This is a genomic window from Actinacidiphila oryziradicis (assembly GCF_005047355.1).
Taxonomy (GTDB): Bacteria; Actinomycetota; Actinomycetes; order Streptomycetales; family Streptomycetaceae; genus Actinacidiphila; species Actinacidiphila oryziradicis.
Map to the genome: position 1 here is coordinate 1 of NZ_SUMC01000031.1, position 15,169 is coordinate 15,169.

Below are 15,169 nucleotides of genomic sequence, written 5' to 3' on the forward strand. Positions count from 1 at the left end.
GCGGGATCCCGGTGCAGATACGATGGCTCAAGGCCGTGCGGGCCCCTCTTGACGTCACAATCATGATCGTCTCGCACGGCCGTTTGCATGCTCAGACCGGGGTCTCAGCTACCGCGCACGACGTCGTTAGAGGCTCGCCCCAAGGGACGGACCTTAAAGTCTCGGAGCCGACCGGCCCCCGTCGGGTCTGACCTCGTAGGCTCCGGGATCACCTGTGGGCGAGGTCGGCGGACGGCGGCGCGGAGCGGGCCGAAGGTAGGAGCGCAGCGCGGCTGGGAGCCGGACGCGCCCGGCGGAGCGGTAGCGCAGCCGGGTGCCTTGAACCCGTAGAGAAGGTTGTTACTCAGTCGGTGGTCCACGCCCACCTGGACCAGGACGCGATCAGGGTCTTCCACGGCCCCGATTTGATCACCACCGTCCCGCGCACCACACGCAAGGACCTGGTAGTGGGCAAGTCCTGCGAGAACCACCGACGCAAGGTCGTCTGATGCCCTTACACCGTTTCCGGGCCCGTCTGGGGCCAGTTGGCGAGGCGGGTCCGGGCTGCTTCGCCAATCACGACCCAGGGGTCGTCCACCAAACGGGCCACTGCACTGCGCGGGGAGTGTCGATGGGTGGCGACGGTGTTGCGGACCGCGTCGTGGGGATCGCCGACCAGTTCCGCCAGCAGTTCGGCGGGGCAGTCCCGGCGGCTCAACACCCTGCTGCGGACTCGCCAGTCGTCGTCCCTGATCAGCTCAGCAAGGATCTGCGGCGGGCAGCTGCGGTTGTGGGCGGCCCAGAACCGCATGTCCGGATGCTCCCGCAACAACTCCTTCCAGACCGGCAGCGGCATAGCCGCCCACGCCGAACGGTCCCTCTCCGCCGGGTCCTCACTCAGGCGCAGGCGTATGAACTCCTCGACGGAGGTGATCTCAGGAAAACGGTCCGGCATGGCAGGACCGTAACGCACGATGTCTAGGACGAGCGTCAAGCCTCACTTGACACCGAACCGTCAAGCATCAACTGAACCCGGACACGGGTGATGGGGAGGGCTGTTGCGTTCGGTTTGCGTCTCGTGGATGACGGTTTCGGCGCATCTGATGGCGAGTTGGAGTCTGTCGAGTACGTCGCGGCGGGCGCATGCGGCGAGGGCGGTGGGGTGGAGGTCGTGGCCGGATGCGCTCTTGGGGGCCCAGATGCCGCCGAGGCTGGTGTGGTCGCGGGCGATGTCGGTGCAGGCTCGGACGACTGCGTTCATGGCGGCAGTGATCTCGTAGCGGTGGGCCTGGTTGGTCTCGGCAGGGTCTACAGCCATGGCGTGTCCTCGCGGCGGGGTGGTGGGATGCGGAGTTCCGCGGTGACGGTGCGGCCGTGGTGGTCGCCGTGGACCTGGACGTGGGTGGCGAGGATGGCGACCATGCCGAGTCCTCGGCCGCGTGGGGTGTCGTCGTCGGGGTGCTCGACGCGTGGGGTGGTGTCGGCGCTTCCGGAGTCGGTGACGGAGATGGCTACGACGTGCTCGGAGAGGGCGAGCGTGATGTGGAAGGCGCCGGTGTCGTGCCCGCTGGTCGTATGGACGAGGGCATTGGTCCCGAGTTCGCTGACGATGAGGGCTGCGTCGTCGGCGCATGGGGAGTTGTTGAGGATGTCGCGGGTCCAGCGGCGGGCGCGGCTGACCTCTTCCAGGGAACCTGGGCAAGTGAGCCCCCAGACCCGCACGCTACTCATATACTCGTCCATACAAGTTCCTTTATGCTGGTAGGCCGCCATGGGTAGGGGTTTTCGGCTAGACGAGTCTCACGCCGTCGTGGGCGCGGACGGCCGGCGGAGATGCCGCGTCCAGTGCGTCCAGGACACGAATTGCGTAGGCCTCGTCGGCGAGCTCGGTGACTTCTTCACGGGTGGCCCAGCGCAGGGCGCGGGTTTCCTCACCGGTGGATGCGGATCCGTCGATCGCTTCACAGCGGAAGACGAGAGAAACGATCAAGCCGGTCATGTTCTTGTAGACGCCGGTGAGGGTGGCCGGGGTCGCGATCTTGATGCCGGTCTCTTCCAGGACCTCGCGCTCCAGGGCGTCCGGGATGGTCTCGCCGGGTTCCAGGACGCCGCCCGGGGGTTCCCACTGGCCGTTGTCACGGCGCTGGATGAGCAGAGCGCGGCCCCGGCCGTCGATGATGACTCCGGCGACGCTTACAGAGTGCGGGCGGTCAGTGCTCACGTTCCTCTGCCCTCTCGGCTGACTAGGCTCTCCACGGTAGCAACAAAACTCAGCCGCTCGTCTAGATACCTAAAGGAGTAACGGATATGGCCGCTCTTCCGTCCGGCGTTCTCGGGGCGCTCGACCCCACCAGTGATCGCGCGGTGTTCCGGCAGATCGCCGACCAGTTGCGCGAAGCGATCGACAAAGGGCAGTTCGGTGAGGGGGACAAGCTCCCTTCGGAGGCGGAATTGGTCGAGCACTTCGGCGTCTCCCGGATGACTGTGCGGAACTCGTTCTCCGTCCTCCAGGGCGAGGGTCTGGTGCTGGCCGAGCATGGCAAGGGTGTCTTCGTCCGGCCTCGACCACCGGTCCGCCGGCTGGCATCCGACCGGTTCGCGCGCCGCCATCGCGACCAGGGGAAGTCGGCGTTCATCGTGGAAGCGGACGCGGCGGGGAGCCGACCGGAGGTGGACAGCCTGGAGGTGAAGGAAGAGCGGCCCTCGCAGGACATCTCCGCCCGGCTGGGGTCGCCGCGCCGGGTGCTGGCTCGTCGGCGGCGGTATCTGCTGGACGGGCGGCCGGTGGAGTTCGCGGTCTCCTACCTCCCGCTGGACCTGGCCCGGAACACCCCGATCGCCCAGCCGAACCCGGGCCCCGGCGGGATCTACGCGCGGCTGGAGGAGCTGGGACACCGCCTGGACCACTTCGACGAGGAGATCCGGGCCCGGATGCCTTCGCCGCACGAGGTCAAGACGCTACAGCTGGCGTCGGGCGTGCCGGTGATCCATCTCATCCGTACGGCGTACGACACCGAGGGGCGGCCGGTGGAGGTCTGTGACACGGTCATGGCCGCTGACGCGTACGTCCTGGCCTACGAGCTTCCGGCGACCTGAGGGGCGTGCGAGATGGGACATGAGCGTGGCTTCGTGGACAGCATCTTGGGACTCGTACACGCCATCACGCATACTCGTATAGACGAGCGGGCAAGCTGTGTGGCAGAGTGGTTCCTGTTCCCGTCGCCGGACTGCTTCCAGGCAGCTTGTCTAGACGACTAGGTGCCTTAAGTTCGGTGTTACCTGAAGGAGAAGCACGTTGCGCACCATCCGAGTTGAGACCTCGTCGGCGACGATCCTGCTGACCGAAGCGCCTGAGCCGAAGGTCAAGGACCGGCAGACCGGCGAGATCGCCAAGGACGCCGTGAGCGGTGAGGCGCTGATGAAGATCGGCGTCGTCTACATCGACGGGGGAGAGTCCTCGATCATCCAGGTCACCGTTCCGGAGAGCGGCGTCACCGAGGGACTGACGCTGGGGGCTCCGGTCTCGCTGCCCGGGCTCGTGGCCCGGCCCTGGGACAGCGTGTTCAACGGCCAGCAGCGGCACGATACGCCGTCGCCGGAGCGATGCTCCCCCGCTACCGGCTCCTCGTGCTCCTGGCGGCCTTCACTACGCTCCGTTTCGGCGAGCTGGCCGCGCTTCGCCGCAGGGACATCGACCTGGCGGCCCGCGTGGTCATCGTGCAGCGCGCTCAAGCGGAGCTGCAGGACGGCCGGCTCCTCGACAAGGCACCGAAATCGGCTGCCGGAGTGCGCCCGATCGCCTTCCCGGACGAACTCCTCGACGCGGTCACCCACCACCTGGACCACTACGCCGCCCCCGGCCACGACGGTCACGTGTTCATCGGCCCCAAGGGAGGACGACTACGCCGCAGCAACTTCCGCGACGACTGGATCGCCGCCCGTACCGCAGCCGGGGTCACGTCCGAGCTGCACTTTCGTGACCTGTGTCACACCGGGAACACCCTCGCCTCCAGCGCGGGCGCCAGCACCCGGGCGCTGATGACCAGGATGGGCCACAGCAGCACCCGCGCCGCACTGGTCTACCAGCACATGACCAGCGACCGGGACCGTGCCATCGCCGACAAGCTCGGGACGATGATCCGCGAGAGTAGGAAGGAGGACTCGTGACGGGCTGGGTTCCGGCTGTCGGCTCACGGCCCGTGCTACCAGATGAGTACTCCGCCCCCGGCCTGCTGCGCTCGTCGACCTGCGTCAACGAAGTTGTCCAGACGGATTCCTACCTCATACATGTGGTGCTCGCGGGACCGCGCCGGATCCATGCGCAAGGCGATCAAAGCGAGCTTTTCGCGGACCAGGGCGCACTCCGTCAGGAAGTCCTGGACCTGGTCCGGGGCGACCTCGCAGTCACCGTCAGCAAGTCGGGGCAGGAACCGCGCGCCCAAAGAGCGAACAGCCTCCGATCCCCACACAACAGTGCGCCAGATTTCGAACCCTGCCATGTCGGAGGACTCAGGAGGCACATCCAGGAAGCGGGTCGCGCCGCTCTCCTCTATGACGAACACGTCAACCAGCAGGCTCATGGCCTCAGTGGAGCATGCACTTCACGGACAGGTCCAAGGCATTAGTGGCAGTGCGTAGACGCTCGCCCAGATGAGTCCAAGTGGCACGCGTGTGGCACGGCACCAGACAAACGAAAGGGCCAGCTCAAGGGATTAAGTCCCTGAGCTGGCCCTTCGCCATGAGCCCCCTGTCGGGTTCGAACCGACGACATCCGCTTTACAAGAGCGGTGCTCTGGCCAACTGAGCTAAGGAGGCGCAGGAGCAGTGTACCCAACCCGTCCGATGATCATGGTTGAAAATTGCTCACCCTTGGACTGCTGACAAGCGGCATACCTTGCGGGTAGCGTCACGGACAGTTCGCGTCTTGTGGACTAGACCTCATTCCTTTACTCGGATCGTCCGGCACGTTCCTGCCGGTGAAGGGAACGCATCAGCATGGCTACTGTCACGTTCGACAAGGCAACCCGGGTCTACCCCGGGCAGGAGAAGCCCGCTGTCGACTCCCTGCAGATCGAAGTGGGCGACGGCGAGTTCCTCGTCCTGGTCGGCCCCTCCGGCTGCGGAAAGTCCACCTCCCTGCGCATGCTCGCGGGCCTGGAGGACGTCAATGCGGGCGCGATCCGCATCGGTGACCGCGATGTCACCCACCTGCCGCCGAAGGACCGGGACATCGCGATGGTGTTCCAGAACTACGCGCTGTACCCGCACATGACGGTCGCGGACAACATGGGCTTCGCCCTGAAGATCGCGGGCGTGAACAAGGCGGACATCCGTAAGCGCGTCGAGGAGGCCGCGAAGATCCTCGACCTCACGGATTACCTGGCGCGTAAGCCGAAGGCGCTCTCGGGTGGTCAGCGGCAGCGTGTCGCGATGGGCCGGGCGATCGTGCGTGAGCCGCAGGTGTTCCTGATGGACGAGCCGCTGTCGAACCTCGACGCCAAGCTGCGCGCCTCGACGCGTACCCAGATCGCGACGCTGCAGCGGCGCCTGGGGACGACGACGGTGTACGTCACGCACGACCAGGTCGAGGCCATGACGATGGGCGACCGGGTGGCGGTGCTGAAGGACGGGCTGCTCCAGCAGCTGGACACGCCGCGCAATATGTATGACCGTCCGGCAAACCTGTTTGTCGCCGGCTTCATCGGCTCGCCCGCGATGAACCTCATCGAGGTGCCGATCGTGGACGGCGGCGTGAAGTTCGGGAACTCGATCGTGCCGGTGAACCGGGACTCCGTGGCGGAGGCGTCGGGCAAGGGCGACACGACGGTGACCGTCGGTGTGCGGCCTGAGCACTTCGACTTGGTCAACGGCGAGAGCGAGGGCCTGTCGAAGGATGACCCGGCCGGTGTCTCGGTGACCGTGAACGTCGTCGAGGAGCTGGGCTCCGAGAGCAACGTGTACGGATCCGCCAGTATCGGCGGCGAGGACAAGGACGTGGTCGTGCGGGTGCACGGGCGCAAGGTGCCGGAGAAGGGCGAGGTCATCCACGTGGTGCCGCGCGCCGGTGAGACCCACGTGTTCGCGACGTCCACGGGCGAGCGGCTCAGCGACTGACGGAGCTGCAGGCAGCTGTACGGAATGGAGGGGCCCGGTCGCGCATACGCGGCCGGGCTTTTCCGGCAAATGGTGGCAGAAACCGTATTTTCGATCCCGTTCGTCAACCCGCCCCTAACGAGTGAAGGGGTTTTCTTCACCCGTCAGAGTGGCTAAATGTCGCCAAATCATCACTCCTCGCTACGATCCTGGACGTGAACCAGGTTGCTAGCCGAATCGGCAAAACTCTCGCATTCGTCCTCCCGGTGGTCCTCGTGCTGTCCGGGACCCTCGCCGTCACCCGCGTCCCGTGGGCCACTCCGGCCTCCGAGGCTCAGGTCCTCACTGCCGCGCACGGCAAGAAGGTGTCCGTAGCGTCGGCCCCGCAGGAGGTCCTGCGCAGCCGGCTGCTCGCCGAACTCCAGGAGAAGAACCCCGGGGTGGCGCTGACCAATCTGCAGCGTGAAATCGCCGAACGGCCCTCGCTCGCCCAGCACTGCACGTCCATCGCCCGCTCGCTCGGCCGCGCCGCCGTCGCCAAGTACGGTCCGCAGCGCGCCCAGGCGTGGTCCCGCCCGGTCTGCGACACCTCGTTCGCCACCGGCATCGCCTCCGTCCGCTGACGGGAGCGGGAAGGTCCCGTAGGGTGCCGGGCATGACCACCGGCGCCCATTCCGTCACCCAAGCCGTCCTCCTCGCCGGAGGACAGGGCTCGCGACTGCGGCCCTATACCGACACCCGCCCCAAGCCGATGATCGAGATCCCGGGTACCGGGATACCGATCGTCGGCCACCAACTCGCCTGGCTGGCCGCCGAGGGCGTCACCGACGCCGTTATCTCGTGCGGCCACCTTGCTGAGGTCCTCCAGGACTGGCTGAACAATGCCGACCTCCCGCTGCGGGTCACCACCGTCATCGAGAAGGAGCCGCTGGGGCGCGGCGGCGGCCTCAAGTACGCGGCGGCGTCCCTGCCACGGCCCGACGAGGCCTGGTACGCCACCAACGGCGACATCTGGACCCGCTTCTCGCTGCGCGAGATGGCCGCGTTTCATTTCGAGCGGGCCGCTACGGCCACGCTGGCGCTGGCCCGGCCCCGCATTCCTTGGGGCGCCGTGGAGACGAACGAGTTCGGGCAGGTGCTCGACTTCATCGAGTCGCCGCCTTCTCCGTACCTGATCAACGCCGGGGTCTACGTCTTCTCCCCCGAATTCACCGAGCTGCTCCCCGAGCGGGGCGACCATGAGCGGACGACTTTCCCGCAGCTGGCGCGGGAGCGGCGGCTCGCCGGCTTCCCGCTGCCGCACGGGGCGTACTGGCGGGCCATCGACACGGCGAAGGATCTCACCGAAGCCGCCAAGGAACTCGCCGCTCAAGCCGGCTGACGGTCCGGCCTCACGAGATTCACGAGCCTGACGAATCCTTCGGCCTTAGAGGCCGCGCGAATAGGTGGGGCGGGTGAAGGAGCGGGGCGAGGGGCAAGTCTGGCAAGGCGGAGGTGGGGGCACCTCCCAGCGGTAGCTGGGGGAGGAGGCGACGCGATGGGGGTGCCCCCTGCTCGAGCGGAGCCGAGAGCTTGGTGGGGGCACCGGACGGAGTCTGGGGGAGAGTCGTTGACCGACACCGACGGCAACACTTCCAGGCGCCCCCGCCGACGGAGTCGGCTGATGTCACAGCTCGGCACGCGACGCCGCCCCACCTATTCGCGCGGCCTCTTACGGCGACGGCGCCCCGCATCGCACTACGCGGGGCGCCGTCGTGGGTTCTGGGCCGGTGGGCCGGGCTGGTGGTGTCAGGCGAGGCCGCTCTGGTGTTGCGCGGCGCCACCTTGGGCGCTGTGCATGCCCAGGAGGCCGGAGCCGAGGAGACCGCCGAGGGCGCCGCCGGAAGAGCCGCCGCCGGAGGACGAGCCCCCGGAGGGGGCGGGGGCGGAGGAGTGGTGGCTGGGGCGGGGTTGGGCGGGTTTCGGGGCCGTCTGCTGGTGGCTGGGGGCGGTGTAGCCGCCGGAACTGCCGCCCGCGGTGCCGGCGGTGTGCCGGGCGGTGGCGCCGGGGACGGGGGTGGTGGACGCGGAGGTGGACGGGGTGGCGGACGCCGAGGGGGCGGCGGACGGCCGGGACGAGGTGGAGGCCGCGCCGGCGGAGCGCTTGGCGCCGTTGGCGCCGCCGGCGACCTCCGGCAGGGGCGAGCCCTGGAGGTTGTTGGTCGGGACGTCGCTCGGCCCGGTCAGATCACCACGCGTGGTGGTGGACCGTACGGCCGCGCCGAGCGTGGAGCCGACGACCAGTGTCAGCCCGAGCAGCACAGTCGCGATCACCGTGCCGCGCCGCAGTACGCGCCGCCGCAAGTCCCAGATGGCCGCGCGGGGTCCGAGCCGCCGCCAGGCCTCGCTCGCGAGCCGCCCGTCGACCGAGTAGACGGGCGCACCGGCGATGACCAGCGGGCTCCACGCGGCGAGGTAGATGATGTCGGGCGCGTCGTACGCCGGTACGATCCGCCAGCTGACGGTCACCAGCAGGGCGGCGCTCAACAGGGCGCCGAAGGACGCCGCGACGCGCTGCCAGAGGCCCGCGACCGTCAGCACGCCGACGACCACTTGGAGGAAGGCGATGGTCAGCCCGGAACCGACCGGGTGGTTGAGGGCGACGTTGCGGAGCGGCTCGGCGGCTGCCCATGGGTGCAGCGAGGCGAGCCAGGTGACCATGGAGCCGCGCTCGCCGCCGTCGAAGTACACGGGGTCGCAGAGCTTGCCCATGCCGGCGTAGATCGAGATGAAGCCGAGGAACACGCGGAGCGGCAGCAGCACAATGCCGAGGTTCATCCGGCGGCCGGGGTACCAGGCGTGCTTGACCGGGTCGGCGGTGCGCTCCCGGTCCTCGCCGAAACCGGAGGCCGCGCCGGAGCGGGAACGGGGGCGTGCGCGGGTGCTGGTGCCGTTGTTGGGGCGGGTGCTGGGGCGGGAGGCTGAGCCGGGTGCGGACGGGTACTCGTCGTACCCGTACTCGTACTCGTACTCGTCGTCGAACGCGCCGCGCGCCGGCTGTACGCCGCCGAGCAGCTCACCCGGCGCCAGCCCGGAGGGCCGCCGTGGGCCGGCCACTGTCGCCCGCCGTGGCGCCTCGGCCTCGATCCGGGGGAGGACTTGCGTGGTGCTGCCGGCGCTTTCCGCGTCGGCGTTCCGCACCGCCTGCAGCAGTTGCGTCGCGGCCTCGTCGCCGGGGGTGCTACGCCCCGACCATACGACGGGCGCGGCCCGCCGGGCGGTGCCCGCAGCGACGGGGATGTATACGGTCCGCCCCAGCGCACGGGCGGCCGACGTCGCGCCGAGCTGAACGCGGAAGCTCGCGTGATTGACGATGACCTGGGCCGGGTCGGAGGCGACTTTCACCATGCTGAGCACGGGTTCGTCCGCCGGTGCCGACGACCGTCCCCCCGTATGAGTGCGGGGTGTTCTGGTGTCCACACTCATCTAACCGAGTGACGCCCGATAAAGACACGTTGCCTCGGGCCCGGCAGGGCTTGGCGTCGTGCCCGGCGCGGCACGGCTTCCCCCGGTCGGCGTACGGTTCAGTCCTCAAACGCCGGACGGGCTAAAAACACCGCCACCCGACAACACGCCCGAACGGGCCGGCCTTGCGCACCCGGCGCAGCACCACGACCCCCGACCCGGGCGCCGGTTCTTCCCCCGGACCCCCGTCCGGGAGGTGCCCCCGCAAACGTTGGACGGGCTGGAATACCGCCCCCGGCAACGCGCCGGACGGGCCAGCCCCGCGCTCCCCCGGCGCGGCACAGCTGCCCTTGGTCTGCGGACCGGTTCCTCCCCCGGACCCCCCGTCCGGGAGGTGCCCCCACAAACACCGGACGGGCTAAAAACACGCCACCCGGCAACGCGCCCGGGCGAGCCGGCCTTGCGCACCCGGCGCAGCACGGCCCCCCAGCACCGGGCACGGGGCCCGTGACGCCGGACGGGCCGTCCGCCGTCCCTTACGCCCGGCGGCGAGCCGCTTCGTAGAGCACGATGCCCGCCGCCACACCGGCGTTCAACGACTCGGCACCGCCCGGCATCGGGATCCGCACCCGGAGGTCGCAGGTCTCGCCGACGAGGCGGGAGAGGCCTTTGCCCTCGGATCCGGCGACGATGACGACGGGCCCGGCGAGGGCTTCGAGTTCGTGGAGTTCGACTTCGCCGTCCGCCGCGAGGCCGACGACGAGAAGGCCGGCCTTCTGGTAGGCCTCCAGGGTGCGGGTGAGGTTGGTCGCGCGGGCGACGCGGACCCGGGCGGCGGTGCCCGCGGAGGTCTTCCAGGCGCCGGCGGTCATGCCGGCGGCGCGGCGCTCCGGGACGACGACGCCGTGGCCGCCGAAGGCGGCGACGGAGCGGACGACGGCGCCGAGGTTGCGCGGGTCGGTGATGCCGTCGAGGGCCATGATGAGCGGGTCCTCGGAACGGCTGAAGGCGATCTCGGCCAGTTCCTCGGGATAGGCGTAATCGTAGGGCGGGATCTGGAGCACCAGGCCCTGGTGGTTCAGGCCGTTGGTGATCCGGTCGAGCTCGGGGCGCGCGGCTTCGAGGAGCGGGACGCCGCGGTCGGTGGCGAGCTTGATCGCCTCACGCACGCGGTCGTCACTGTCGATGTACTGCTGGACGTAGACCGCCGTGGCCGGGATGTCGGCGCGCAGCGCCTCCACGACCGGGTTACGCCCGGCGACCAGCTCGGAGGTGGACTTGGCACCGCGACCGGACGGCCGCCGGGACTGCCCGGACGCCGTCGCGCGCTTCACCTTGGCGTTCGCGGCACGCTGCTTGGCGTGCCCCTTGCGGGCCTCGGCGGGCGGGGTGGGGCCCCGGCCTTCCAGGGCCCTGCGCCGCTGCCCGCCGCTACCGACCGTCGCGCCCTTCTTGTTGGACGTGCGGCGGCCTCGCCGCTGGCTGTTCCCGGCCATGGGTCACACTCATCTCTTGCTGCGGGCATACGTACGTACATTGCATTATCCGGGCTCCCGGGGCGGCGCTTGCGCTCAGCGCGAGCCCAGCGACCACTTCGAACCATTCGGCGTGTCCGTGATCTCCAGACCCGACTGCTTCAGCTGGTCACGGATCGCGTCGGCGGTCGCGTAGTCCTTGCGCGCCCGTGCCGCCTGCCGCTGCTCCAGCACAAGGCGTACGAGGGAGTCCACGACCCCATGCAGATCCTCGTCGCGGTCCCCCGCCCCGCCGGCCCACTGCTCGTCCAGTGGATCCAGGCCCAGTACCCCGAGCATCGCACGAACTTCCGACAGGCGGGCGACCGCGGTCTCCTTGTCGTCCGCGCTCAGCGCGGAGTTGCCCTGCCGGACGGTGTCGTGGACGCGCGCGATCGCCTGCGGGACACCCAGGTCGTCGTCCATCGCCTCGGCGAAGGCCAGTGGCACCTCGGCTGCGGGCTCGACGGGGCCGGCCTTCTCGACCACCCGCTGTACGAAGCCCTCGATACGCGCGAACGCGGATTCCGCCTCGCGGAGCGAGTCCTCGCTGTACTCGATCATCGAGCGGTAGTGCGGGGAGCCCAGGTAATAGCGGAGCACGATCGGGCGCCAGCGCTTGGCCATCTCCGAGACCAGCACCGAATTGCCGAGCGACTTGCTCATCTTCTCGCCGGCCAGGGTGACCCACGCGTTGTGCACCCAGTACCGCGCGAAATCGTCGCCGAAGCCCTTCGCCTGGGCGATCTCGTTCTCATGGTGCGGGAAGATCAGGTCGATTCCGCCGCCGTGGATGTCGAATTCCTGGCCCAGGTACTTGTGCGCCATCGCCGAGCATTCCAGGTGCCAGCCGGGCCGGCCCCGGCCCCACGGCGTCTCCCAGGACGGCTCGCCGGGCTTGGCGGCCTTCCACATCGCGAAGTCGCGCGGGTCGCGCTTGCCGGTCTCGCCCTCGCCGGAGGGCTGGAGCAGATTGTCCAGCTCCTGGTTGGAGAGCTGCAGATACCCGGGGAAGGAGCGCACGTCGAAGTAGACGTTGCCCTCGGCGGCGTAGGCGTGGCCCCGCTCGATCAGGCCGCGCATCATCTCGATCATCTCGGGGACATGACCGGTGGCCCGCGGCTCGTAGGTGGGCGGCAGGCAGCCGAGCGTGTCGTAGCCGGCGCTGAACGCGCGCTCGTTCTCGTAGCCGATCGCCCACCATGGGCGCTTCTGCTCGGCGGACTTGGTCAGGATCTTGTCGTCGATGTCCGTGACATTGCGGATGAAGGTCACGTCATAGCCGCGATACGCGAACCAGCGGCGCATGATGTCGAAGTTGAGGCCCGACCGGATGTGCCCGATGTGCGGGGCCGCCTGCACGGTGGCGCCACACAGGTAGATCGAGACACAGCCCGGAACGAGCGGGGTGAAGTCACGGACCTGACGTGCGCTGGTGTCGTACAGGCGAATGGTCACGCAACAAGGGTAATGGGAAACAGCGGGTGCCCCGCGACCTTATGGCAGCGGGGACACGCAACGGTGACAATTATGTCCGGGTCGCGGCCCCCCGCGAACGCCGGTCAGTCCTGGCCGATGACCTTTGTCGGGGTGATCCGGACGACCACCCGGACGTCGTCCGGGCCGTCGTTCCCGTACTCCTTGCCCGTGTACTTGACCGAGAGTTCGTCGGTCAGCTCCCGGGCGCCATCGGTGGTGAGGGACGCGGTGCCGCGGAATTCGACATACGTGTACGGGGCCTCCGGCGGGATGATCAGCACGGTGACCCGGTCGTCCTTCACCAGGTTGAGGTGCTTGCGGCGGCCCTCGACGGTGGAGACGAGGATGTCGTCGCCGTCGCGCTTCAGCCAGACCACGGACAACTGCGGGCTGCCGTCGGGCTGGAGTGTCGCGAGGGTGGCGAAGCTCTTGCCGTCGAGCAGTTCCTTGGACTTGTCGGTGAGAGCGACTGCCATGTCTCCTCCGGAGCGGTGCGTGGGTCACTGATGCTGCCTCCGGTGAGCAACTCCCCGGCGGGGCCCCCGTATTCCGTCACCAGCGGTGCCGGGCGTCCGGCGGGGCCGTCCGGGCGGGGGGCTCAGACCTCGGCTGCCGGGGCGCCCGGGATCACCAGGGCCGTGGCGACGGCCGCCAGGCCTTCCTCGCGGCCGGTGAAGCCGAGGCCGTCGGTGGTGGCTCCGGAGAGGGAGACGCGCGCGCCGATCGCGGCGGAGAGAACCTTCTGGGCCTCGTCACGGCGTTTGCCGATCTTGGGTCGTACGCCGATGACCTGGACGGCGACATTGCCGATCTCGAAGCCCGCCGCACGGACGATCCGGGCGGCCTCGGTGAGGAGGGTGACACCGGACGCGCCGGACCACTCGGGGCGGCCGGTGCCGAAGTGTGCGCCCAGGTCGCCGAGACCGGCGGCGGAGAAGAGCGCGTTGCACGCGGCATGCGCGACGACGTCGGCGTCGGAGTGACCGGCCAGCCCGTACCCCTCGTCCTCCCACAGCAGACCGGCACACCACAGTTCGCGGCCCGCCTCGAAGGCATGGATGTCGGTGCCGACGCCGACGAGGGGGATCCCGGGAACGTCAGAAGACATCGCTGGCCCTCCTACGGGCGAGTACGGCCTCGGCGAGGATCAGGTCGAGAGGACGGGTCACCTTGAATGCCTCTTCGTGGCCGGGTACGACCAGGACCTGGATGCCGAGCTGCTCGACCATGCCGGCATCGTCGGTGACGTCCTGGGTGATGGTGGCGTGCGCCTTGGCGAGGGTCGCCCGGTCGAAGCCCTGCGGGGTCTGGACGGCGCGCAGGAGCGCCCGCTCGGGGGTGCCGGTGACGAGGTCGGTGCCGGGGTCGATCCGCTTGACGGTGTCGACGAGCGGCAGCCCGGGTACGACGGCGGGCGCGCCGTCGCGTACGGCGGCGGCGACGGCGTCCACCATCTCGACGGGGACGAGCGGGCGCGCGGCGTCGTGCACGAGGACGACATCGACGTCCTCCGGCAGGGCGGCGAGCCCGAGCCGCACCGACTCCTGGCGGGTGTCGCCGCCCGCGACTATCAGGATGTCCTTGGCCTCGGGGAGCCCGTGATTGCCGAGCAGTGACCGGACATCGGCGACTGCGTCGGCCGGAGCGACCACGACGACGAGCGAGACGGAGCGGGCGTGGATCATGGCTCGTACGGCGTGCACCAGCATCGGGACGCCGCCCAGAGCGCGCATCGCCTTGGGTGCCCCTGGGCCGAGCCGGACTCCTCGTCCGGCGGCGGGAATGACTGCCGCGACCGTTCGCTTCGCGGACAGGGGGGAAGAAGTCAGGTTTGCATCCTTGGCCGAAATGGGTATCGCCTCAACGTGCCGGGCACGACACCTTCGCGGGACCCCTTCCGTGAACCCCGCGACGGCGGCTGACCGAGCACCGCATGACCAACACCAGTATTCCCTACCGACCCGCGGGATACGGGATACCGGAAGCAGACATGCCGCAGCACCCGGTGTGGCACCGGGTACCGCGGCATCATTATCTCAGGACCTGCGAGATCGCCAGAATCACAGGGCCCGATCGAATCACATCGAATCGAATCGCACGGCCCGAGGGGCGCTCAGGAAGCGAGTACCTCGTCGAGCAGAGCCTCAGCCTTGTCCTCGTTGGTGTTCTCAGCGAGAGCGAGCTCGCTGACCAGGATCTGACGAGCCTTGGCGAGCATCCGCTTCTCGCCGGCCGACAGCCCGCGCTCGCGCTCACGACGCCACAGGTCACGAACGACTTCGGCGACCTTGATGACGTCGCCGGAAGCGAGCTTCTCCAGATTTGCCTTGTAGCGCCGGGACCAGTTGGTCGGCTCTTCGGTGTATGGCGCGCGGAGCACCTCGAAGACCCGGTCCAGTCCTTCCTGACCGACCACGTCGCGCACGCCTACGAACTCCGCATTGTCCGCGGGAACGCGCACCGTCAAGTCGCCTTGAGCGACCTTAAGCACCAGATAGGTCTTGTCCACGCCCTTGATCTGGCGGATTTCGATAGCCTCGATCAGCGCGGCCCCGTGATGGGGATAGACCACGGTGTCGCCAACCTTGAACGTCATGTACGGGTACCCCTTCCGTGGCTATCCAGGGTAACACGGGAACGGCCTCATCTGAATGGCGTTT

General features: G+C 68.9%; 16 protein-coding genes, 1 tRNA gene and 3 pseudogenes. 7 read left to right on the forward strand and 13 right to left on the reverse strand.

Annotated features, from left to right (window positions below; all coding sequences use genetic code 11):
* Positions 1 to 350: 350 nt before the first annotated feature.
* Positions 351 to 488, forward strand: a pseudogene (locus FCI23_RS56715) (hypothetical protein); the annotation flags it as partial.
* A gap of 5 nt (positions 489 to 493) precedes the next feature.
* On the opposite strand, the gene FCI23_RS28005 reads toward FCI23_RS56715, so the two are convergent.
* Genes FCI23_RS28005 through FCI23_RS28020 form a run of 4 tightly spaced genes read right to left on the reverse strand, consistent with a single transcriptional unit; the run spans position 494 to position 2,200 of the window.
* Positions 494 to 934 (reverse strand): hypothetical protein, encoded by a 441-nt coding sequence (locus FCI23_RS28005; protein WP_136726726.1) that lies wholly within the window; start codon positions 932 to 934, stop codon positions 494 to 496.
* Between the two features lie 60 nt (positions 935 to 994).
* Positions 995 to 1,297, reverse strand: coding sequence for a hypothetical protein (locus FCI23_RS28010; RefSeq protein WP_136726727.1), 303 nt, complete (start codon positions 1,295 to 1,297; stop codon positions 995 to 997).
* Positions 1,288 to 1,722: an ATP-binding protein gene (locus FCI23_RS28015; RefSeq protein ID WP_136726728.1), complete on the reverse strand. Its 435-nt coding sequence runs from the start codon at positions 1,720 to 1,722 to the stop codon at positions 1,288 to 1,290. Before FCI23_RS28015 ends, FCI23_RS28010 begins: the two co-directional genes overlap by 10 nt.
* Positions 1,723 to 1,768: 46 nt before the next feature.
* The gene (locus FCI23_RS28020; RefSeq protein WP_136726729.1) at positions 1,769 to 2,200 is read right to left on the reverse strand and encodes an NUDIX hydrolase; all 432 of its coding nucleotides are present in this window, start codon (positions 2,198 to 2,200) and stop codon (positions 1,769 to 1,771) included.
* An 86-nt stretch (positions 2,201 to 2,286) separates the two neighbouring features.
* On the opposite strand from FCI23_RS28020, the gene FCI23_RS28025 reads away from it, so the two are divergent.
* The 3 genes and pseudogenes from FCI23_RS28025 to FCI23_RS28035 form a co-directional block, all read left to right on the forward strand.
* On the forward strand, positions 2,287 to 3,075 hold the full coding sequence (locus FCI23_RS28025; protein WP_136726730.1) for a GntR family transcriptional regulator: 789 nt from the start codon (positions 2,287 to 2,289) through the stop codon (positions 3,073 to 3,075).
* A gap of 199 nt (positions 3,076 to 3,274) precedes the next feature.
* Positions 3,275 to 3,562: pseudogene (locus FCI23_RS60170) on the forward strand (SCO3933 family regulatory protein); the annotation flags it as partial.
* A 2-nt stretch (positions 3,563 to 3,564) separates the two neighbouring features.
* Positions 3,565 to 4,146, forward strand: a pseudogene (locus FCI23_RS28035) (tyrosine-type recombinase/integrase); the annotation flags it as partial.
* 35 nt (positions 4,147 to 4,181) lie between these two features.
* Here the strand turns inward: FCI23_RS28035 and FCI23_RS28040 are convergent.
* Both FCI23_RS28040 and FCI23_RS28045 read right to left on the reverse strand, forming a co-directional pair.
* The gene (locus FCI23_RS28040) at positions 4,182 to 4,559 is read right to left on the reverse strand and encodes a hypothetical protein (RefSeq protein WP_136726731.1); all 378 of its coding nucleotides are present in this window, start codon (positions 4,557 to 4,559) and stop codon (positions 4,182 to 4,184) included.
* A gap of 161 nt (positions 4,560 to 4,720) precedes the next feature.
* A tRNA-Thr gene (locus FCI23_RS28045) sits at positions 4,721 to 4,794 on the reverse strand.
* A 180-nt stretch (positions 4,795 to 4,974) separates the two neighbouring features.
* On the opposite strand from FCI23_RS28045, the gene FCI23_RS28050 reads away from it, so the two are divergent.
* From FCI23_RS28050 to FCI23_RS28060, 3 genes are all read left to right on the forward strand, one after another.
* Entirely contained in the window at positions 4,975 to 6,093 is a 1,119-nt protein-coding gene (locus FCI23_RS28050) for an ABC transporter ATP-binding protein (protein ID WP_136726732.1), read from the forward strand.
* Positions 6,094 to 6,287: 194 nt separating this feature from the next.
* Complete coding sequence (locus FCI23_RS28055; RefSeq protein WP_136726733.1) at positions 6,288 to 6,695, forward strand: hypothetical protein; 408 nt, start codon at positions 6,288 to 6,290, stop codon at positions 6,693 to 6,695.
* Between the two features lie 32 nt (positions 6,696 to 6,727).
* Positions 6,728 to 7,453, forward strand: a complete 726-nt coding sequence (locus FCI23_RS28060) for a nucleotidyltransferase family protein (protein WP_136726734.1) — start codon at positions 6,728 to 6,730, stop codon at positions 7,451 to 7,453.
* A gap of 407 nt (positions 7,454 to 7,860) precedes the next feature.
* On the opposite strand, the gene FCI23_RS28065 is transcribed toward FCI23_RS28060, so the two are convergent.
* The 7 genes from FCI23_RS28065 to FCI23_RS28095 all read right to left on the reverse strand — a co-directional run bounded on the left by FCI23_RS28065 (position 7,861) and on the right by FCI23_RS28095 (position 15,105).
* Positions 7,861 to 9,537 (reverse strand): DoxX family protein, encoded by a 1,677-nt coding sequence (locus FCI23_RS28065; protein WP_136726735.1) that lies wholly within the window; start codon positions 9,535 to 9,537, stop codon positions 7,861 to 7,863.
* Positions 9,538 to 10,052: 515 nt separating this feature from the next.
* Positions 10,053 to 11,012 carry a 23S rRNA (guanosine(2251)-2'-O)-methyltransferase RlmB gene (gene rlmB, locus FCI23_RS28070; protein WP_136726736.1) on the reverse strand — a complete coding sequence of 320 codons (960 nt, stop codon included), beginning with the start codon at positions 11,010 to 11,012 and terminating at the stop codon, positions 10,053 to 10,055.
* A gap of 75 nt (positions 11,013 to 11,087) precedes the next feature.
* Positions 11,088 to 12,488 (reverse strand): cysteine--tRNA ligase, encoded by a 1,401-nt coding sequence (gene cysS, locus FCI23_RS28075; RefSeq protein ID WP_136726737.1) that lies wholly within the window; start codon positions 12,486 to 12,488, stop codon positions 11,088 to 11,090.
* A gap of 104 nt (positions 12,489 to 12,592) precedes the next feature.
* On the reverse strand, positions 12,593 to 12,985 hold the full coding sequence (locus FCI23_RS28080; RefSeq protein ID WP_136726738.1) for a PPOX class F420-dependent oxidoreductase: 393 nt from the start codon (positions 12,983 to 12,985) through the stop codon (positions 12,593 to 12,595).
* A 122-nt stretch (positions 12,986 to 13,107) separates the two neighbouring features.
* Complete coding sequence (gene ispF / locus FCI23_RS28085) at positions 13,108 to 13,617, reverse strand: 2-C-methyl-D-erythritol 2,4-cyclodiphosphate synthase (protein ID WP_136726739.1); 510 nt, start codon at positions 13,615 to 13,617, stop codon at positions 13,108 to 13,110.
* Complete coding sequence (ispD, locus tag FCI23_RS28090) at positions 13,607 to 14,338, reverse strand: 2-C-methyl-D-erythritol 4-phosphate cytidylyltransferase (RefSeq protein WP_136726740.1); 732 nt, start codon at positions 14,336 to 14,338, stop codon at positions 13,607 to 13,609. Before ispD ends, ispF begins: the two co-directional genes overlap by 11 nt.
* Before the next feature lie 284 nt (positions 14,339 to 14,622).
* Complete coding sequence (locus FCI23_RS28095; protein WP_033174074.1) at positions 14,623 to 15,105, reverse strand: CarD family transcriptional regulator; 483 nt, start codon at positions 15,103 to 15,105, stop codon at positions 14,623 to 14,625.
* Between the last annotated feature and the right edge of the window lie 64 nt (positions 15,106 to 15,169).